The organism is Duganella sp. P38, from assembly GCF_050859475.1.
GTDB lineage: Bacteria > Pseudomonadota > Gammaproteobacteria > Burkholderiales > Burkholderiaceae_D > Rugamonas.
In genome coordinates, this window is record NZ_CP193936.1 from 3,078,260 (window position 1) to 3,095,976 (window position 17,717).

Annotated in this window: 19 protein-coding genes, 2 pseudogenes and 1 other annotated feature; of the genes and pseudogenes, 8 read left to right on the plus strand and 13 right to left on the minus strand. The window is 63.3% G+C overall.

Translation table 11 applies throughout. The annotated features are described in order from the left end of the window. Positions 1 to 38: 38 nt before the first annotated feature. From ACRQ5J_RS14295 to ACRQ5J_RS14305, 3 genes and pseudogenes are all read right to left on the minus strand, one after another. Positions 39 to 1,126, minus strand: a protein-coding gene (locus ACRQ5J_RS14295; RefSeq protein WP_432377569.1) for an IS3 family transposase whose coding sequence is annotated in 2 segments (ribosomal slippage) — positions 39 to 865 and positions 865 to 1,126 — 1,089 coding nt in all. Because the reading frame shifts where the segments join, the coding sequence is not laid out codon by codon here. A gap of 71 nt (positions 1,127 to 1,197) precedes the next feature. Further along, a pseudogene (locus ACRQ5J_RS14300) lies at positions 1,198 to 2,174 on the minus strand (IS3 family transposase); the annotation flags it as partial. Further along, positions 1,780 to 1,896: a sequence feature (AL1L pseudoknot), on the minus strand. Its footprint overlaps the pseudogene before it by 117 nt. Before the next feature lie 105 nt (positions 2,175 to 2,279). Further along, complete coding sequence (locus tag ACRQ5J_RS14305; protein WP_432377570.1) at positions 2,280 to 2,480, minus strand: hypothetical protein; 201 nt, start codon at positions 2,478 to 2,480, stop codon at positions 2,280 to 2,282. A 39-nt stretch (positions 2,481 to 2,519) separates the two neighbouring features. Here ACRQ5J_RS14305 and ACRQ5J_RS14310 point away from each other — a divergent pair, with 39 nt between their 5' ends. From ACRQ5J_RS14310 to ACRQ5J_RS14325, 4 genes are all read left to right on the plus strand, one after another. Next, positions 2,520 to 2,957 (plus strand): hypothetical protein, encoded by a 438-nt coding sequence (locus tag ACRQ5J_RS14310; RefSeq protein ID WP_432377571.1) that lies wholly within the window; start codon positions 2,520 to 2,522, stop codon positions 2,955 to 2,957. A 219-nt stretch (positions 2,958 to 3,176) separates the two neighbouring features. Beyond that, positions 3,177 to 3,383 carry a hypothetical protein gene (locus ACRQ5J_RS14315; RefSeq protein ID WP_432377572.1) on the plus strand — a complete coding sequence of 69 codons (207 nt, stop codon included), beginning with the start codon at positions 3,177 to 3,179 and terminating at the stop codon, positions 3,381 to 3,383. 160 nt (positions 3,384 to 3,543) lie between these two features. Then, complete coding sequence (locus ACRQ5J_RS14320; RefSeq protein WP_432377573.1) at positions 3,544 to 3,762, plus strand: hypothetical protein; 219 nt, start codon at positions 3,544 to 3,546, stop codon at positions 3,760 to 3,762. A 157-nt stretch (positions 3,763 to 3,919) separates the two neighbouring features. Then, positions 3,920 to 4,264, plus strand: a complete 345-nt coding sequence (locus ACRQ5J_RS14325; RefSeq protein WP_432377574.1) for a hypothetical protein — start codon at positions 3,920 to 3,922, stop codon at positions 4,262 to 4,264. A gap of 94 nt (positions 4,265 to 4,358) precedes the next feature. Here ACRQ5J_RS14325 and ACRQ5J_RS14330 read toward each other — a convergent pair whose 3' ends face one another. Then, positions 4,359 to 4,619, minus strand: a complete 261-nt coding sequence (locus ACRQ5J_RS14330; protein WP_432377575.1) for a hypothetical protein — start codon at positions 4,617 to 4,619, stop codon at positions 4,359 to 4,361. Between the two features lie 103 nt (positions 4,620 to 4,722). Here ACRQ5J_RS14330 and ACRQ5J_RS14335 point away from each other — a divergent pair, with 103 nt between their 5' ends. Beyond that, positions 4,723 to 5,067 carry a nuclease domain-containing protein gene (locus ACRQ5J_RS14335; protein ID WP_432377576.1) on the plus strand — a complete coding sequence of 115 codons (345 nt, stop codon included), beginning with the start codon at positions 4,723 to 4,725 and terminating at the stop codon, positions 5,065 to 5,067. Positions 5,068 to 5,227: 160 nt separating this feature from the next. On the opposite strand, the gene ACRQ5J_RS14340 is transcribed toward ACRQ5J_RS14335, so the two are convergent. From ACRQ5J_RS14340 to ACRQ5J_RS14355, 4 genes are all read right to left on the minus strand, one after another. Further along, complete coding sequence (locus ACRQ5J_RS14340) at positions 5,228 to 5,914, minus strand: DUF2459 domain-containing protein (RefSeq protein ID WP_432377577.1); 687 nt, start codon at positions 5,912 to 5,914, stop codon at positions 5,228 to 5,230. Positions 5,915 to 5,978: 64 nt separating this feature from the next. Then, positions 5,979 to 6,263 carry a zf-TFIIB domain-containing protein gene (locus tag ACRQ5J_RS14345; protein ID WP_432377578.1) on the minus strand — a complete coding sequence of 95 codons (285 nt, stop codon included), beginning with the start codon at positions 6,261 to 6,263 and terminating at the stop codon, positions 5,979 to 5,981. A gap of 16 nt (positions 6,264 to 6,279) precedes the next feature. Then, complete coding sequence (locus ACRQ5J_RS14350) at positions 6,280 to 6,657, minus strand: TerB family tellurite resistance protein (RefSeq protein WP_432377579.1); 378 nt, start codon at positions 6,655 to 6,657, stop codon at positions 6,280 to 6,282. After that, positions 6,657 to 7,619, minus strand: a complete 963-nt coding sequence (locus tag ACRQ5J_RS14355; protein WP_432377580.1) for a TerC family protein — start codon at positions 7,617 to 7,619, stop codon at positions 6,657 to 6,659. Before ACRQ5J_RS14355 ends, ACRQ5J_RS14350 begins: the two co-directional genes overlap by 1 nt. A gap of 115 nt (positions 7,620 to 7,734) precedes the next feature. On the opposite strand from ACRQ5J_RS14355, the gene nhaR reads away from it, so the two are divergent. After that, positions 7,735 to 8,634, plus strand: a complete 900-nt coding sequence (gene nhaR / locus ACRQ5J_RS14360; RefSeq protein WP_432377581.1) for a transcriptional activator NhaR — start codon at positions 7,735 to 7,737, stop codon at positions 8,632 to 8,634. 244 nt (positions 8,635 to 8,878) lie between these two features. Then, on the plus strand, positions 8,879 to 9,976 hold the full coding sequence (locus ACRQ5J_RS14365; protein WP_432377582.1) for a calcium:proton antiporter: 1,098 nt from the start codon (positions 8,879 to 8,881) through the stop codon (positions 9,974 to 9,976). Positions 9,977 to 9,985: 9 nt separating this feature from the next. Here the strand turns inward: ACRQ5J_RS14365 and ACRQ5J_RS14370 are convergent, their stop codons facing one another. The 4 genes and pseudogenes from ACRQ5J_RS14370 to ACRQ5J_RS14385 all read right to left on the minus strand — a co-directional run. After that, a complete protein-coding gene (locus ACRQ5J_RS14370) occupies positions 9,986 to 10,282 on the minus strand; it encodes a hypothetical protein (RefSeq protein ID WP_432377583.1) in 297 nt (98 codons plus the stop codon). Between the two features lie 43 nt (positions 10,283 to 10,325). Next, positions 10,326 to 12,368 carry a family 43 glycosylhydrolase gene (locus tag ACRQ5J_RS14375; RefSeq protein ID WP_432377584.1) on the minus strand — a complete coding sequence of 681 codons (2,043 nt, stop codon included), beginning with the start codon at positions 12,366 to 12,368 and terminating at the stop codon, positions 10,326 to 10,328. 15 nt (positions 12,369 to 12,383) lie between these two features. Then, positions 12,384 to 13,808 (minus strand): DUF4982 domain-containing protein, encoded by a 1,425-nt coding sequence (locus ACRQ5J_RS14380; protein ID WP_432377585.1) that lies wholly within the window; start codon positions 13,806 to 13,808, stop codon positions 12,384 to 12,386. 190 nt (positions 13,809 to 13,998) lie between these two features. Then, a pseudogene (locus ACRQ5J_RS14385) lies at positions 13,999 to 15,105 on the minus strand (sugar-binding domain-containing protein); the annotation flags it as partial. A 77-nt stretch (positions 15,106 to 15,182) separates the two neighbouring features. Between ACRQ5J_RS14385 and ACRQ5J_RS14390 the strand changes: the two are divergent. Next, the gene (locus ACRQ5J_RS14390) at positions 15,183 to 16,193 is read left to right on the plus strand and encodes a LacI family DNA-binding transcriptional regulator (protein ID WP_432377586.1); all 1,011 of its coding nucleotides are present in this window, start codon (positions 15,183 to 15,185) and stop codon (positions 16,191 to 16,193) included. Here ACRQ5J_RS14390 and ACRQ5J_RS14395 read toward each other — a convergent pair. After that, positions 16,190 to 17,716, minus strand: a complete 1,527-nt coding sequence (locus ACRQ5J_RS14395; RefSeq protein ID WP_432377587.1) for a cryptochrome/photolyase family protein — start codon at positions 17,714 to 17,716, stop codon at positions 16,190 to 16,192. The genes ACRQ5J_RS14390 and ACRQ5J_RS14395 overlap by 4 nt on opposite strands. Position 17,717 lies beyond the last annotated feature (1 nt).

Consider the following 17,717-nt stretch of genomic DNA (forward strand, 5'->3'; position numbering starts at 1 on the left):
GTAATCCCCCCATTTTTAGAGCGCGCCAAAAGTAGGGGTTAAGCGGCCAAAGCAAGCTTCTGTTTCGGTGTGATGCCGCCAAGTGCCATGTTGGGCCGGTCGTGATTGTAAGTCCACAACCAGCGGGTTGCAAAATCCTGAATCTCATCGAGCGTGTCGAACAGGTGATGAGCCAGCCAATCGTAGCGCACTGTGCGGTTATAGCGCTCGACGTAGGCGTTTTGCTGCGGCTGTCCGGGCTGAATGAAGTCAATGCGGATGCCGCGCTTAGCGGCCCATGCCAAGGTTACAGCGCTGATGTACTCAGGGCCGTTATCGCAACGAATGACCAGTGGCTTACCTCGCCATTCGATGATCCTGTCGAGCGATCGGATGACCCGTTCCGAGGGCAGCGAGAAGTCGACCTCGATACCGAGTCCTTCGCGGTTGTAGTCGTCGATTACATTGAACAAACGGATACTGCGGCCATCGGACAGTTGGTCATGCATGAAATCCATCGACCAAGTCTGGTTGATCTGTGTGGGCACGGCCAACGGCAGCGGTTTTTCGCGCACCAGGCGATGGCGCGGCTTGATCCGCAGGTTCAGTTCCAACTCGCGGTAAATCCGGTAGACCCGTTTGTGGTTCCAGCCGAACGACTTCACGTTGCGCAGGTACAGAAAGCACAGACCGAAGCCCCAGTTACGCTGATTGCTTGTCAGTCGCACCAGCCAGCCGGCGATGACTTCGTTCTCCGCATTTAGCTTGGCTTCGTAGCGGTAGCAAGTTTGGCTGATGCCAAAGGCCAGGCACGCGACCTTGATGCTCAATCGGCCTGCGGCCACGTAGTGCTGCGCCATCTCACGTCGACGAGATGGCTTCACCACTTTTTTGCCAGTGCCTCCGCGACGATCTCGGCCTTCAGGCGCTCCTCGGCATACATCTTTTTCAGGCGACGGTTTTCGTCTTCCAGCTCTTTCATGCGGGCCATGAGCGAGGCATCCATGCCGCCGAACTTGGAACGCCACTTGTAGAACGTGGCGTTGCTGATGCCGTGCTCGCGGCACAACTCAGGGACTGGCGATCCGCCCTCGGCTTGCTTGAGGATGGCGATGATCTGGCTATCGGTAAAACGGGACGTCTTCATGCAGAACTTTCAAAAATCTGAGTTTGGAAAATTCTACTTTTAAACGCGATCATTTGCTGGGGGGATTACCGCTCAACTCCAGCTTCTGCCAGGCGCTCACTGTAGCGAATGGAGACGTATTGCGAGCCCCTGTCGCTATGATGAATCAAGGCGTCATCACGTTCTGGTTGGCGTGCGTACAGCGCCTGTTCCAAGGCATCCAGAACGAAGTCGGTGCGCATGGAGCTGCTGACGCGCCAGCCCACGATACGCCGGGCAAAGACATCAATCACAAAGGCCACATAGACAAAGCCTTGCCAAGTCGAGACGTAGGTGAAGTCGGACACCCACAGTTGATTGGGTCGTTGTGCCTTGAACTGGCGGTTGACCCGGTCCAGCGGGCAAGGTGCGGCCGCATTGCCGATCGTGGTCTTCACGACCTTGCCCCGCATCACGCCGCGCAGGCCGGCGCGGCGCATCAAGCGCTCAACGGTGCAGCGGGCAACTTCGGTGCCTTCGCGCCGCAGTTGGCGCCAGACCTTTTCGGCACCATAGACCTGCATGTTGGCTTGCCAGACGCGTTCAATTTGAGAGGCTAGCACCTCGTCACTCTTCGCACGATTGCTGCGCAAAGCGGGATTGCACCGCTGCGCGGCGTAACGCCAGTAGCCGGACGGGGCGACTTGCAGGACTTTGCAAATCGACTCGACCCCATACGCTTGGCGGTGCTGGTCGATGAACTGTCTCACGATTTGAAGCGACGGTCGAGCTCCGCCTGGGCGAAAAACGCGCTCGCCAGACGCAGGATTTCATTCGCCTTGCGTAGCTCCTTGTTCTCGCGCTCCAGCGCCTTGAGGCGCTCGCTTTCGGCCGTTGTGGTGCCTTCACGCTGGCCCGTGTCACGCTCACGCTGGCGCACCCAACGGCGCAGAGTTTCGGAGGTACAGCCTATCTTGGCTGCGATGGACGTGATGGCCGCCCACTGCGACTCGTACTCGCTGCCGGCCTCTTGGACCATGCGCACGGCGCGCTCCATCACTTCGGGGGAATATCGGACTGATTTTTTCATGGTGGCTCCATTTTCTCAAATGTTGGAGCCTCCTTCAAACCCGGGGCGATTCAAACCCCGGGGTGATTCAGAGCGTGAGATGGGGCTGGTGGTGGGATGAAAAAATCAATGACCTTCGTCAATGCGTTGTTTGGCTTTTTCGGCGGCGTCCAAAAGTGCGAGCTCTTTAGTTTTGAACGGCCGAACGTGCATTTCGGTTTGATTGACACCATCGATATGAAAGGACCATTGCCACCGCTCAACTGAGATTTCAGTTGCCTCGATGTCGACCCGATGACCCTTATAGCCGAAGGAGTTGTCGAACATGTTGTTCTCACATATCAAAATAAGATAGTACCATGCACCATGCACCATGCCCTCGGCCGAGCGGAGCGCCAGCACCGCGCTATCGCCAACGAAAAACCGGGCCCGTTGCTCGAAACGAAGCGCTGCGCCTGCGGCAAGGCGGCGCCTGCCAGGCTGCTGGTCCATTACGGCAAATGCCACGGCTGCCGACTGGCCGACCGTATCGCCACGCTGCACGACGGCGACTTGCACATCCTACGCCACATGGTCGGCGCCACCGATCACCACCCGCGTGCGCGCTGGGGCTTGCGCAACGAGTATCTGTTGAACCGCCGCGAGCGCGCCGCTATGGAGCGCCCGGCCGCCGCCGGCTTCGCGCGCGTCGGCACTGCGCTGCCCCAGCTGCAATACTTCCACGCCACCGACCCCGGTTGCCGCGTAGCCGGTTTGGATACGAAGCGCTCGCGTGTGGCCCTGTCACTCGGAGCGCAGCCATGATTGCCGGTGCCGCGCTGGTGCGCCGGCTGAGAACCTTCAACGCATCGATCATGTCGCGCAGCGCTTTCACGTCGGCCGAGTGCGCAACTCTGGTTCCGGCAAACAGGTTACTCCTGTTGGCAGGGGGCCGGCAGGTAGTGCAAATCGTCCAACCCGCATGGTAAGTCCTCATAGCTGGAACCATGGTCACCTCCCGATCATAGAGGGAGAAATCGTAGTATGAATCAGATCGGCATTTTCGGCGCCGGCGCGAAGCGGTTGCAGATGACCGGCGCCATCGAAATGACCACGCAGTCGCTGCCGGCCCACGGCGCCTCGCATGACCAGTGGGGTATTGCCTGGTCGGGCGGCAAGGACAGCAGCGCCATGCTCACACTGGTCATGTGGCTGGTCGATCCGCCTGCGTGCCCCGTACTAAAACTCTGACCGTGTGCTACGCGCTGGCGCATGCTGCCCACCGGATCATTGACGAGCTGCGCGAGCGCGGATTCCAGGTTGAGATCGTCATGGCGCCGATGAATAAGCGCTTCATGGTCTACATCGATGGCCGCAGGATCCGGTCGCCGAACGACAACACGCTGCGCTGGTGCACGCGCCAGATCGAGATCGACACCAGGGCGAAAGCGCGATCCGCGACCAGCGCATCGAAACGAGCTGTTCAAATAATGGCGTCGAGTGCGGGCAGGGCTGGTATCAGAAGGTGCTGGCGGAGACCAAGGGCCTGCGCGTACGGCTGGCAACGCTCGCGCCGCTGCTGCACTGGCGCGTCTGCCACGTGGCTGCGCCACTGGGCGCCGGAAGCTGAGTTTGGCGACTGGCACATGGCCGATCGCCGAAGCATACAGCGGCGATGGGGCCGAAGAGATCAATGCCGGCAATGGCTGCAGCGGCTGCCCGTTGGTCGACAGCGGACATGGTGCTGGACAAGCTTGACCCACCCGCGCTGGGCGTAACTGGCGCCATTGAAGCGCATCAAACCGCGGTGGCGCGAGTTGCGGCTGCCCCAGCACCGGCTGCCGCAGCACCGGCTGCCTAAAGCTGGACTTGAGATCCTGAGAAGTGGCAAGACGGTCGCCAACCCGCAGCGCATGGGGTCACTAACTTTCGAGGCGCGCCTGATGGGCCTCGAAACCATCCTCGCGATCCAGCCCGAGGTGAATGCGGCCGCGCGCGCGCAGCGCCGGCCAGAGGTCGACCGGATCAAGGCCGAGGAAGAGGGACGCATCAGGCACGCATCAGGCACGCATCCGCGAGCAGATCGCAATGGAGACTTGGCCCGATGGCTGGGGATGGCGATGAGCCGCTGACCAAGACTGTGATGGATGCTGTGTTTGCGAACGGTGCGGTGCAGCCGCTGCTGATTTCGGCGGCCAACTCCTGATAGTGCGTCACGTCACTGCATCACCTGCGCAACGCATCGATCAGCTGTCGCGCCTCCGCCAGCAGGGCGGCGACGCACGCCTTCCCGCTGGCGAACGGGCGGCCGCTGGTGTTCATCACCTGCATGCGCGAATCGACCCAGTCTTCTGGATTCACACCCGGCAGCAGTTCTGCGCTCGCGATTGCTGTGTAGCTAGCGGGCTGCCCGGCGCGCGCGATCGCGCCGCTACACCGGATCGTGATTTCCCAGCCGCGATAAATGTCCTGAACAATTTGCGCCATCCCCGGCTCCGATTCATTATTGTAAATATCGTAACTCAGCCGAAACGATTGAGCGATTGCTTTTTGCTATCGAATCGCTAGGCTCGGCTATGAAGCGCTCCCGATGCCGCCGCGCAAGCTGAGGATGAAGTCCAATGGCTTCGTGCGTGCCGGGCGCATCGAGCAGCGCGAGGTCACGAAGGTCGATAAGGGCTCGACGCAGACCACGCGCATCAAGTCCAGCAATCTGAAAATGACGCCGATCCGCAAGCCGGCGCGGGGCCAGGATTGCTCCATCATCCTGGCCGGTGTCTGCAATCGCGACCCGGCCACTTCCTGTCTCTGTCACAGCAATAGCCGCGCGGACGGCAAGGGTATGCGCCTGAAAGCCCCCGACAAGGCCGCGGCGATCGGATGCACGCCTGCCACGATGTTTTGGACGGCCGCCGGCCGCGCCCGGCCTAGCTGACGAAGGACGAGGTCGACGCCGCGTTCCGCGCGCGCATCGCGCTGACGTCCCAATTTTTTCAAGGCAGCCGTGCAGCGCAGCTACGACAGCAAGACCTTCCAGCAGTTCCTGCCATGCAAGTGAAATCTCAAGCACCGCCGTGGAGCGTAACTTTTGCCCCTCAAAATGCCTGCGCTATGCCTGGCATGCTAGCAGCACGTTCCTGTTGCAGCTTCGAGATGCGTTCGGCTTGCTCCAGTACGCTGCGCGCGGTGAGGTTGAAGCTGGAAACGGGCAGCTCGGCCGCCCGCAGGGCACCCACTACCCATGAGTTGCAGTTGTTGAAGACGCTGTAATTGCCGGTCGCCCGGTAGAAGCGGTCCGGGCTTTCTTCCGGCTTGCCGAGGTAAATCAGCTTGCCGTCGGCGTCGGCCGCGATGCTGGCGTCGATATATGCAACCAGTTCGTTGTAGCCGCGTTCCGTGATGGCCAGCGAGACGGTGTCCTGCGCCTGCGCGCCGAGTGGGGGATTGGTGTCGCGTGCGCCGACCTGCAAGGCCGGGTAGTCTGAGGCGACCAGCGCCTTGACCGCTTTCGACCACGGCGCGTGTTCGCTGACGAAGTATTCGCCATCGCCCCAGCCGACCAGCAGGTAGCGGCTGCCTTGGAAGTCCGTGCCGAGCCTGGCGCTGCGCGAGAGCGCCGAGGCGCCGTCCAGCATCAGCGCCGTGTGCCAGCCGAATTGCACCAGGTAGACCGTGTGCGGCGTGGCGCCGGCCGGCAGGTCGGCGCGGCGCGGGGCGCCTGCGCAGCCCGCTAATAGCACGGCAAGGAGGAGGGCGGCTAGCTGCTGGACGATGGATCTCATTGATTTCAGGGCGCATGCGGTAAGCCGGCAATTTTACATTACCGGCAGGCATCGTATCCTGAAGTCAAAAGTCGAAGATATCGCTGAGGAAGCTTTCGCGTTTCTTCTTGTGTTGCGGATAGTGGCCGTGGCCCGCGTGCTGTTGATGCTGCTGCGGCTGCTGGTAGCGCGGGTCCGGCGCGCGCGGCGGCGGCGCGGCTGGCGCGGCGGCGCCGACCGAGCGCTCGATGATCTTGTCCAGCTCGCCGCGGTCGAGCCAGACGCCCCGGCAGTTCGGGCAGTAGTCGATTTCGATACCTTGGCGCTCGCTCATGACCAGGCTGGTGTTTTTGCAAACAGGGCAGTCCATATATACTCCTTTTCGTTCAGTTGGCCCACATGGCGCGGGCACGGCTTAGTAAGGTGACTTCGGCGGAGTCCAGCACGCCGTCGGCATTGGCGATGTGCCATAGCGCCTTCAGCAGCCGCTGGCGCAGCTGCGGCGCGTGGATTTCCCCGAGCAGGGTGTCGATGACTGCCGGCGGCAGCTCGACATGGTCGCCCTGGACCGCCTCGCTCAGCAGGTCCTGGCACAGTTCGTCGACCAGCGCATGGAAGTCGTCGATGCCGATGTCGATGAATTCCAGCAGCCGCGAGTGCTGCAGCGCGCGCAGCTCGGACGGCGACAGGTTGCCGTCCACCACCATGCACAGGGCCACGATGCGGCCAGCGGCGCTGGCGCTGTCAGTTGCATAGCTGCGCATTATTTTTTCTCCTTGCGGGTTGCGTACAGGCTGGCGATGACGCTACCGGCGATCAGCGTGGCCACCACGGTCAGCGAGATGTGCACCGGGATGTGTATCCAAGGCAGCAGCAGCATTTTCGCGCCGATAAAGCACAGCACCAGCGCCAGGCCGTACTTGAGCAGGTGGAAGCGGTCGGCGATGTCAGCCAGCAGGAAGTACAGCGCCCGCAGGCCCAGGATCGCAAACAGGTTCGACGTGAAGACGATGAACGGGTCCTTGGTGATGGCAAAGATGGCCGGGATCGAGTCCACTGCGAACACCACGTCGGTCGCTTCGATCAGCACCAGCACCAGCAGCAGGGTCGTCACGTAGCGCTTGCCGTTCTTGACGATGAAGAATTTCTCGCCGTGATCGCCTTCATCCACCGGCAGCGTGCGGCGCGCCAGCTTCAGCACCGGATTGTTCTTGACGTCCGGCTCCTCGTCTACGGCCTTCAGCATGCGCACGCCGGTGTACAGCAGGAAGGCGCCGAACAGGTACAGCACCCAGCTGAACTCGTTCACCACCCAGGCGCCGGCCAGGATCATGATGGCGCGCATGACGATCGCACCCAGCACGCCGTAGATCAGCACGCGGCGCTGGTATTCAGGCTTGACCTGGAAGGCCGAGAAAATCAGCAGGAAGACGAAGACGTTGTCGACCGACAGCGCTTTTTCAATCAGGTAGCCGGACAAAAATTCCAGCGATTTCTGCTCGGCGATCTCCGGTCCGAGCGAGCCTTTCAGATACCACCACAGGCCAAGGTTGAACAGCAGCGCCAGCGAGAACCAGCCCAGCGACCACAGGCCAGCTTCCTTGACCGATACCTTGTGCGCCTTGTTGCCGCCGAAGACCCACAGGTCGACCGCGAGCATCACCAGTACAAAGGCAATAAAGCCGGCCCACATGGGCCCGGTTGCCATGCTTTCAATTCCAGTCATAGACGCTCTCCGTGCTTAAAACAATGATGGGGCTATGATAGGCACGCGCAATACATCGCACAATTCGAATATACTTGCATGAAAGATCCAAAAAACCGATGTATGGAGCGACCCGATGTCCAATCTCAACTATAAACACCTGCGGTACTTCTGGATGGTCGCGCGCAGCGGCAGTATCGTCAAGGCGGCCGAACAGTTGCATCTGACGCCGCAATCGATTTCCGGGCAGCTGACCGAGTTCGCCGATACGCTGGGCGTGGAGCTGTTCCGCAAGGTGGGGCGACGGCTGGAGTTGACCGAAACCGGCAGCCGCGTGCTGCGGCATGCCGAGGACATCTTCAGCGCCGGCGACGCCTTGCTGGATGTGGTGCGCGACCAGGCCGCCACGCAGGTCAGTATTTTCCGGGTTGGCGTGTCGGATTCGGTGTCGAAGGCGGTGGCATGCCGGCTGGTGGCGCCGGCGCTGACGCTGGACGAGCCTACCCGGCTGGTGTGCCGCGAAGGACGGCTGGCTGCGCTACTGGCGGACATGGCCGTGCACCGCCTCGACCTCATCATCACCGACCGCGCCATGCCCAGCCATTTGAGCGTGCGCGCCTACAGCCATCTGCTGGGCGAGAGCGAACTGGGCGTATTCTGCACGGCCGCGCTGGCGGACACGCTGAGCGGGCCGTTTCCCGAGTGCCTGAACAACGCGCCGCTGCTGTTGCCTGGCGAGGATGTGGCCGTGCATTCCCGCTTGATGCAATGGCTGCACACGCATGTGCCGCGGCTGCGGGTGGTGGGGGATTTTGACGACAGCGCCATGATTAACGCCTTCGGTCAGACCGGCGCCGGCTTGTTCTTCGCGCCGGCGGCGATTGCGGAGAATATTTGCGCGCAGTACGGCGTTATTATGCTGAGCACGATTCCGGCGCTGCGCGAGCAGGTTTACGCCATCACCACGGAGCGGCGCATCAGCCACCCGGCCACGCAGGCGATACGCGAGGCGGCGCGGGCGGCGTTTTCGTCGTGAGGCGAATTTTGCGCCGGCCGGGATGTTGTAGAACACGGCGCGCGCCCCTCCGTCATTCCCGCGAAGGCGGGAATCCATAGGGCGGCTCAAAAGCCGACTCAGCATGGATTCCCGCCTTCGCGGGAATGACGGCGATGATATCGCGGCGATGACGGCGCTGATGTTCAGGTAGTCAAGCTCTTAAGTATCACGCAAGTTATTTGTGTTATCGTCGCCGCTGACATAACAGCAACTAATCACGCCCATGAAGATTCAAAATACCCTGCCGCTGTGGACTATCGCCGCCCCTGTTTTAGGCTGGCTGGCCTTGATTGCCAAGTCGATGCTGGGTGGCGAAGGCGCGCCAAGCGTTATTTTCCTGATTGTGCTGGCGGTGTGCCTGTTCGCCGGCGTGCTGGCGGCGGTGTTCCACGCCGAGCTGGTGGCGCACAAAATCGGCGAGCCCTTCGGTACGCTGGTGCTGGCCGTGGCCGTAACGTCGATCGAGGTGGCGCTGATTGTCTCGCTGATGGTGGCCGGCGGCGCCGAAACCACCGGCCTGGCGCGCGATACCGTGTACGCGGCCGTGATGCTGATTCTGAACGGCATGGTCGGCCTCTGCCTGCTGGTCGGCGGCCGCAAGCATGGCGAGCAAAGTTTCACCGCCACAGGCGTGTCGGCCGCGCTGGCGACGCTGGCGGCCATTTCGGTGCTGACCATGGTGCTGCCGAATTACACCACCACTACGCCGGGACCGTCCTACAACACCAGCCAGCTGATCTTCATCGCCGTGATTTCGCTGGTGCTGTACGGCACTTTCGTGCTGGTGCAGACGGTGCGTCACCGGGATTATTTCCTGCCGCAGCAACCGGTCGCCGACGAGGACGATCACGCGCCGGCGCCGCCTGCCCGCATGGCCTGGATCAGCGGCGCGCTGCTGCTGGCCTGCCTCGGTTGCGTGGTGCTGCTGGCCAAGGCGCTGTCGCCATCGCTGGAAAAAGCCGTGTTGAGCATGGGCGCGCCGAAGGCGCTGGTGGGTATCATTATCGCGGCTGTGGTGTTGCTGCCCGAGGGCATCGCCGCCTATCAGGCCGCGCGCGCCAACCGCCTGCAAACCAGCCTGAATCTGGCGCTGGGCTCGGCGCTGGCCAGTATCGGCCTGACTATCCCGTGCGTGGCCATCGTCGCGCTGCTGAACGGCTGGACGCTAACGCTCGGCATCGATATCAAATCCACCGTGCTGCTGATCCTGTCGCTGATCGTCGCCTCGCTGTCGCTGACCGGCGGCCGCACCACGATCATGCAGGGCACCATACTGTTGACCATTTGCGCGGTCTACCTGTTCGTCACCATCGTGCCGTAAGCGCGCGGCTCATGGCGCTTGCGTATTGATCGTGATAGGCGTGGGCGGGGGAGGCGGCGCCTTGGGCGTGGCGTTGTTCAGCACAAATGTGATGACCGTGATGGCCGCCACGCCAAGGCCAATGGCGGTGCCGACCATCCAGCGTATCATTTCGTTCACGCTGCGCTGGATTTCGGTTTTCAGTTCGCCGACCTTTTCCGCCAGGTCGGCCTTGGTGGCCATTTGATCCAGGCGCGACTCTATCCGCGCAAGACGGTCTCTGGTGTCTGCGGCAAACGCTTCCAGCTTTTCGAAGCGATCTTCCATCCGGCGATTATAGGCCCGGCACTGCGCGTTGGCTTGATGCCGCTCAATTGGTGGCGGTCCAGTTGAAGCGCACGCCGTCGCTGCCGTCGGGGATCGGGCCGGGGCTGTCGGCGATCAGGGCGCCGGTTTGCGGATGGATGCGCAGGTAGAAGTTGGTCAGCAACGACATCAGGATCAGCTCGCCGGTGGGCGTTTCCATCCATTGGAAAGTCTGCGCGATGCCAGGCCGGGCGAGCTGTAGCGAAGCGCTACCATCGAGGCCGACGCTGAGATAGTTGTCGCCCGCGCGCAGCGCCACGCGGCCCAGGCCCATGTTCTGCACGGTGAAGTTGAGCGGCTGCGCCGGCGCCCGGCCCACGGCTGCCTTCATCTGGATTTGCTTGTCGTAAGGGATGGCGCGCATCAGGCCGCGCGGATAGGGCTGGTGAATGTCGATGCTGTCGAAGTCCGCCATGCCGCCTTTCTGACTGCCGGTGTTATAGGCGAACAGCCCATAGCGCACGCCCTGGAAAGTGGTCAGCTGGAAGATCATGGTGAACTCCTCGCCGATGGCCTGGAAGTGCTGGCCATCGACGGAATAGCTGAAGCGCGCCTTCTCACTCAGGAAGTCGCATTCGGCGCGCAGCCATACGCGTGTGCCGTTGAGCGCAACGCGCGTGGTGCTGTTGCGCGCCTGGTCAAACAAGGCCAGTGACAGCTTGCTGTTCTTGCGCTCGACCCCCAGCGTGGCGTAGGGCAGGTTAAGCAGCGCCAGGCCGGCGACGTCGTTGTCCAGCAAGCCCGATGCGTCCAGCGCCACCGTCGGCGAAGACATCGGACCGATGGCGCGCTGCGTCAAGGTGTTACGCGCATCCCAGAACGAGCTGGCCGACAAGGCCTGCAAGCGCAGGAAGCCAGGCCGCTCGGTCAGCGACCATTTGTCGTCCACCGGCACATGATTCCACTGCCAGACCGGCTTCAGCGCCGGCTCGGAAAAATCGTCGCTGCGCACGAACGGCACGCGGATCTGCTGCGATTCCTTGGTGCGCGGCTTGACCCAGGTGCGCGGATTACGGCCGAGGTTACCCGGCAGGCCGAAATATGGCCAGCCATCCTGCCACGTCACCGGCGCAAGACTGAGCAGGCGGCCGACCGAGTTATAGTCCATCATCGAAAAGCCCCACCACTCGCCGGCCTCGGTCAGCACGATCCCTCCCTGGTGCATGGCAGTGGCGTCGCGCGAGGCCGGGTTGGGCGGCGTGACGTCGAACGGATACTGCCTGTTCTTCAGCCGGTAGCCGCCCACCAGGCCGAAACCCTCGTCCTTGCTGATGGCCTGATTCACCTCATAAGGCCCGAACACGTGATTGGCGCGCGCCGCCGGCATGCGGAAACCGCCAGCATAGTTCGCGCTGAGGATGTAATAGCGTCCGCCGATCTTGTAGAAATGCGCGCCTTCACCCATGCCGTCGGTTTTGGAGAACAGCACCTGTTCGGTGTTTGGCACGATGTCCAGCAGATCGTCGGTCAGCTGGGCGATGTGCAGGTCCTGATGACCCCAGACAGCATAAGCCTTGCCGTCATCGTCAAACAGCACCGACAGATCGTGCAGGCTGCGCTTCATCTCCCAATGCGTCCATGGGCCGCGCGGATTGATGGCGGAGTAAATCTGCGTGCCGCGCCCGTTCACATTGGTGAAGATGTAAAACACGCCATTGCGATAGCGCAGGCTCGGCGCCCAGATGCCCTGGCCGTAGATATTCTTGCCGTCCTCCAGCCGGTAAGCGGGGCCGAAGTCGAGACGATCGGCCGCATAGCTGAGAAACTCCCAGTTGACCAGATCCCTGGAGCGCAGCACCGGCAGGCCGGGCATGGCGTGCATGGTGGTGCCGGTGAGGTAGAACCATTCTCCGACGCGGATCAGGTCCGGGTCGGAGAACTCGTCGTAGAACAGCGGGTTGGTGAAAGTGCCGTTGTTGTTATCCGGCGTCCAGGTGCGATGCGAAAGCGGTGAGTCGGTGCGCGGTTCCCGTTGCGCGCTGGCCGGCAAGGCCAGCGCCGTGAACATCGTGGTGAACATGAGCGCTGCGAACGTGGCTTGCTTCATCGCTTCCCCTGATTGTTATTTACTGCGCAATTGTACCTCCGCGCCGCGCAAGCCCTCCGCATTTGCCCGTACCGTGATGGCGCCGCGTTGCCCCGGCTTGGCGCGGACGATGGCCAGCGCCAGGCCGTTGAAGGCGGCGCGCTCCGACGACTGGAACGACTCGAAGCTGGTCGGGTCGCCGTTGTCGGTCGCCACCAGTTCGCCGGCGCCTTCCACCGTGAAGCGGATGCGCTGATCGGCGCGCGGCGCGGTCACGCCGTTGGCGTCCGTGATGCGGACGGTGATGAAGGACAGGTCCTTGCCGTCGGCGGCAATGGTGGCGCGGTCCGGCTTCGCCTCCAGCACGGCGGCCGCCTGCGCGGTCTTCACCGCCGAACGCGCCCACTCCTTGCCGTCCTTGTAGGCCACCACGCTGATCTCACCCGGCTCATACACCACGTAGTCCCAGCGCAGGCGGTATTCGTAAGGCGCCTTCTTCTTGCGGCCCTGCGATTTGCCGTTGACGAACAGCTCTGCTTCGTCACCGGACGTGAACAGGTGCACCGGCGTCACTTCGCCCACGCGCTCGGGCCAGGTCCAATGCGGCAGCAGATGCGCCAGCGGCAGGTCTGGACGCCAGCGCGACTGGTACAGGTAGTAGCGGTCTTTCGGGAAGCCGGCCAGGTCGACGATGCCCGAGTACGAGCTGCGCGCGCCGTAGTACGGCGTCGGCTCGCCGATGTAATCGAAGCCGGTCCAGACGAATTCCCCCGCCACGTAAGGGTTCTGGTCCTGCGCGGCCCACGAGCGGTCGGCCGAGCTGCCGAAATCGGCGGCGAACAATTCGTAGGCGCTGACCTGCTGGCGCTTCGGATCGCCGCCAGCACCGGGACGCACCGGCGCGCTGTTCACGCCCGGCACCGGGAACTGGTACTCGCCACGGCTGCTCAGCGCCGACGCGCTTTCGGTCGACAGGATCATCTTGTCGGGGAATTTTTGATGGAATCCGGGGAACTGGCCGGGCAGGCTGCGGATGCCGGCGCCCTGGTAATTCAGGCTGATGACGTCCACCGTGCCTGGCAGGTGCATGTCCGGCTTGGCGTAGTTCATGGCGTTGGTGACCGGCCGTGTCGGGTCTTCCTGGCGCGCGATGTCGCGCAGCTTGTTGCCGATGGCGGCGCCGGCTTCGGCGGTGTACTGTTCGCCGACCTCGTTCCCCACGCTCCACATGATGATGGAAGGGTGGTTGCGGTCGCGGCGCAGCATCGCGCGCAGGTCCTGCTCGTGCCAGTCGGGGAAGATCAGGTGGAAGTCCAGCGGCGTCTTCTTGCGCTCCCACGAATCGAACACTTCGTCCATTACCAGAAGGCCCATGCGGTCGGTCAGTTCCAGCAGTTCCGGCGCCGGCGGGTTGTGGCTCATGCGCACCGCGTTGGCGCCCATCTCCTGCAATATCTGCAATTGGCGCCTCGGCTGCGCGCACATTGAAGGCCGCGCCCAGCGCACCGAGATCGTGGTGGTTGTTGACGCCATTGATCATGATCTTCTCGCCGTTGACGAACAGGCCCTGGTTGGCGTCGAAGCGCAGCGTGCGGATGCCGAACGGCGTCTCCTGCGTGTCCACCGCCTTGCCATTGCGGCTGATGGTGGTGACGGCGACGTAGCGGTTGGGGCGTTGTGTCGGCAGCGGCCCCCACAAGCGCGGCTGCGCCACGCGCGCGCTGGCATTGACGGTGGCCTTGCCGCCGGCGCCGATGCTCACCCGCTGCACCGGCAGCGTGGCGACCACCGCGCCGGTGCGCTTGCCGTTGTCGTCCAGCGCGTAAAGTTGGGTTGCCACTTCCACCGCCGCATTGTCCTTGCCGTCGTTATCGACGGTGATGGCGACAGCGACTTTCGCCGCTTCGCGCGAGACTTCCGGCGTGCGGACCACCGCGCCCCAGTGCGCCACGTGCACCGGATTGGCGAGCGTCAGCCACACGTTGCGGTACAGGCCCGCGCCCGGATACCAGCGCGCCGATTCTGCTGGATTGTCGAGCCGGATCGCCAGCTGGTTCACGTCGCCCGGCGTTACGTATGGCGTCAGGTCGAGGCGGAAGGAGTTATAGCCGTAAGGCCAGCCGCCCACCAGTCGGCCATTGAGCCACACGGTCGCGTGCGACATGGCGCCGTCAATGTCGAGGAAGACGGACTTGCCCTTGTCGCGCGCCGGGATGTCCAGCTTTTTGCGATACCACGCAGCGCCCCAGGTTTGCAGCCGGCCCATGCCGCCGTATGGACCGGTCTTGAGGAAGGGACCCTCGATGGCCCAGTCGTGCGGCAGCGTGACGGCGCGCCAATCGCGCTCGTCGAAGTCGGCGCGCAGCAGCGGCGCGTTCACTGCCGGATCGGCGGCCGGCCGCTGCGCGCGCCGTCCCGCATCGGCGACGAAGGCGTTACCACTGGGGAGCACCCATGGCTTGAGCAAGCCTTCGGCCGGGCGCTGCACCTTTTCCGCTTCGTCCGGGCGGGCGTCGGCCACCTTGCCGTCGGCGCTTTGCCGGACTTCCGGCCGCACGTCGTATTGCAGCTGGGCCGCATAGCCTTGCGGGTCGCCGCGCTGGAAGCGCCAGCCGTCGTTGATCGAGATGCGCTCGGCGGCGAGGGCGGTGAACGGCAGCAGGGCGGCCAGCGCGAGCACGAGCGGCCGGGCGAGCGGAAGGCGATGCGGGTTCATCAGTGTCTCCTGTATTTTGATTAGAAATGATTGCGCAATCATTTTCTAGTGTAGGGCAGTTGTGGCGCCGGTGTCAATTCGCTTAGAATGGTCACGTAATCAACATTTCGAGAGCATAAATGGCCGCAACTCCCGTCACCCTGATCGATGTCGCCAAGGCGGCGGGCGTTTCGCCGATTACCGTGTCGCGCGCCCTGAACGAACCGCAACTGGTGCGGCCGGCCACGCTGGCCAAGGTGCAGGAGGCGGTCAAGCGCACCGGCTACGTGAAGAACATGCTGGCCGGCGGCCTGGCGTCGAGCCGCAGCAAGCTGGTGGCGCTGGTGTTGCCGACCATCTCGACCCAGACCTTCGCCGACATGGTGCAGGGCGCTACCGACAGGCTGACGGCGGCCGGCTACCAGCTCTTGCTTGGCATCGTCGGCTATGAAACCTGGCGCGAAGAGATCCTGGTCGAAACCATCCTGAGCCGCCGCCCGGACGGCGTGATCCTGACCGGCGCGCTGCACACCGACAGCACGCGCCAACGGCTGCTGCAAATCGGCACCCCCGTGGTGGAGGCTTGGGATTTGACGCCGCATCCAATCGACATGGCCATCGGCTTCTCGCATGAGGAAGTCGGCCACGCCTGCGCCCAGCACTTGCTGAAGCAGGGCTACCGCCGCTTTGGCATGCTGACCGCGAACGACCCGCGCGCCGGCCAGCGCACGCAAGGATTCCAGGTGGCGCTGGCCAAGCAGGGCGTTAACGTGATCGCCTCGCATGTGGTGCAGGCGCCGGGGGCGTTACCGTTGGGCCGCAAGGGGGCGGTGCAGCTGCTGGACGAGCATCCGGAGCTGGATGCGATTTTCTGTAGTTCGGACACGCTGGCGCATGGCGCCTTGATCGAGGCGCAGAGCCGCGGCCTGCGTGTGCCGCAGGACCTGGCCATCATGGGCTTTGGCGACCTGAATTTCGCCGAGTACACCAATCCGCCGTTATCGACCGTCAAGGTGGATGGCGCCAAGATCGGCGCGCTGTCCGCGCAGGCCTTGCTGGACCGGCTGTCCGGCGGCGCAGCCGGCGCCGCGGCGCCGGTCCCGCGTGTGCTGAACACCGGCTTTGAACTGATACAGCGCGGCAGCACTTAAAGCTGCGCGACCCGGCTGCGCAGGTCAGCCGCCTTTTCGCGCAGCGCGGCAAGCGCGCCGTCATCCATGCGCCGTAGCTGCTGGTAGACCATGCCAAGGCGCTGGTTGCCTTGCAGTTTGTCCCGGTTCCTGTCGAAGAAATCCCAGTACAAGGCGTTGTACGGGCAGGCGCGCTCGCCGAGCCGCGCCTTTTTATCGTAATGGCAACCCTTGCAGTAATCGCTCATGCGCGAAATATACGCGGCGCTGGACACATAGGGCTTGGTGGCCAGCAGGCCGCCGTCGGCGAACTGGCTCATGCCCAGCGTGTTGGGCAGCTCCACCCACTCGAAGGCGTCGATGTAAATGCCCAGATACCAGCGGTGCAGTTCTTCCGGCGACAGCCCTGCCAGCAGTGCGAAATTCCCGATCACCATCAGGCGGTTGATGTGGTGGCTGTGCGCGTGTTCCAGCGACTGGCCGATGGCCGCCGCCACGCAGCGCATGCGCGTTTTGCCATCCCAGAACCACCACGGCAGCGGCGTGTGATGGTCGAAGGCGTTGAGCTTGTCGTAGCCGGGCATGCGGTGCCAGTAGACGCCCCGCACGTATTCGCGCCAGCCGAGGATTTGCCGGATATAGCCTTCGGCCGACTCCACCGGCACGGCGCCGTCGCGCCATGCCGCCTCCACGCGTTCGACCACGGTGCGTGGCGACAGCAGCTTGACGTTCATTGCGAACGACAGCAGCGAGTGGAACAGCCGCCAGGCCCTGACGCTCATCGCGTCCTGGAAGCGGCCGAAATGGGGCAGCGCCAGCTCAACGAAGCGTTCCAGCTGCTGAACCGCCTCCTCGTGGTTCAGCGGCCAGGCGAAGTTGCCCGCATTCGGCTCGCCGAAGCTCTTGGCGCCGGCGGCCTGGATGGTCCGCCACAGCGCGCTGTGGTCGTGGTGGAAGCGGATGTCGGCCGGTTCCCACGGGATGCCATCCCATGCCTCGCGGTTGTCGTGGTCGAAGTTCCACTGGCCGCCGGCCGGCTTGCCGGTTGCCGACATCAGCACGCCATGCTTGCCGCGCATGCGGCGATAGAAATGCTCCATCAGCCAGTGGTCGCGGCCATCGAAGATGCGTGCCGCTTCGTCGCGGGTGGTATAGAAATGCTCGCTGTCGTCCATGCGGGCCGGGATGGACAGTCCGGCCGCGTAGTCGGCAAGCTGCCGGTCCAGCCGCCATTCGTCCGGCGCCTGCCAGGCGAATTCGCTGGCCTGGTAGTGCGCGATCAGGTAGTCCAGGTTGGCGGGCAGCGACTGGCGGTTGTCGGCGTCGTCGATGGCCAGGTAGTGAACGCGGTGTCCGGCGTCACGCAGGCGCCGGGCGAAGTCGCGCATGGCGGCGAAGATGGCGATGATCTTTTGTGCGTGGTGCAGGACGTAATCGGTTTCCTGCCGCACCTCCATCAGGACGAAAACCTCGTCTTCATCCGGGGTGGAGAACCAGCTGTGTGCATGATTGAGCTGGTCTCCGAGTATCAGTTTGAGTCTCATG

What these genes read in the sequence shown, in the direction of transcription:
- ACRQ5J_RS14390 (WP_432377586.1), top strand. Translation starts at nt 15,183, where the DNA reads ATGGCCGCAACTCCCGTCACCCTGATCGATGTCGCCAAGGCGGCGGGC.
- ACRQ5J_RS14315 (WP_432377572.1), top strand. Translation starts at nt 3,177, where the DNA reads ATGAATCAGATCGGCATTTTCGGCGCCGGCGCGAAGCGGTTGCAGATG.
- ACRQ5J_RS14335 (WP_432377576.1), top strand. Translation starts at nt 4,723, where the DNA reads ATGCCGCCGCGCAAGCTGAGGATGAAGTCCAATGGCTTCGTGCGTGCC.
- ACRQ5J_RS14375 (WP_432377584.1), bottom strand. Translation starts at nt 12,368, where the DNA reads ATGAAGCAAGCCACGTTCGCAGCGCTCATGTTCACCACGATGTTCACG.
- ACRQ5J_RS14350 (WP_432377579.1), bottom strand. Translation starts at nt 6,657, where the DNA reads ATGCGCAGCTATGCAACTGACAGCGCCAGCGCCGCTGGCCGCATCGTG.
- ACRQ5J_RS14340 (WP_432377577.1), bottom strand. Translation starts at nt 5,914, where the DNA reads ATGAGATCCATCGTCCAGCAGCTAGCCGCCCTCCTCCTTGCCGTGCTA.
- ACRQ5J_RS14355 (WP_432377580.1), bottom strand. Translation starts at nt 7,619, where the DNA reads ATGACTGGAATTGAAAGCATGGCAACCGGGCCCATGTGGGCCGGCTTT.
- nhaR (WP_432377581.1), top strand. Translation starts at nt 7,735, where the DNA reads ATGTCCAATCTCAACTATAAACACCTGCGGTACTTCTGGATGGTCGCG.
- ACRQ5J_RS14395 (WP_432377587.1), bottom strand. Translation starts at nt 17,716, where the DNA reads ATGAGACTCAAACTGATACTCGGAGACCAGCTCAATCATGCACACAGC.
- ACRQ5J_RS14330 (WP_432377575.1), bottom strand. Translation starts at nt 4,619, where the DNA reads ATGGCGCAAATTGTTCAGGACATTTATCGCGGCTGGGAAATCACGATC.
- ACRQ5J_RS14370 (WP_432377583.1), bottom strand. Translation starts at nt 10,282, where the DNA reads ATGGAAGATCGCTTCGAAAAGCTGGAAGCGTTTGCCGCAGACACCAGA.
- ACRQ5J_RS14310 (WP_432377571.1), top strand. Translation starts at nt 2,520, where the DNA reads ATGCACCATGCCCTCGGCCGAGCGGAGCGCCAGCACCGCGCTATCGCC.
- ACRQ5J_RS14305 (WP_432377570.1), bottom strand. Translation starts at nt 2,480, where the DNA reads ATGTTCGACAACTCCTTCGGCTATAAGGGTCATCGGGTCGACATCGAG.
- ACRQ5J_RS14365 (WP_432377582.1), top strand. Translation starts at nt 8,879, where the DNA reads ATGAAGATTCAAAATACCCTGCCGCTGTGGACTATCGCCGCCCCTGTT.
- ACRQ5J_RS14345 (WP_432377578.1), bottom strand. Translation starts at nt 6,263, where the DNA reads ATGGACTGCCCTGTTTGCAAAAACACCAGCCTGGTCATGAGCGAGCGC.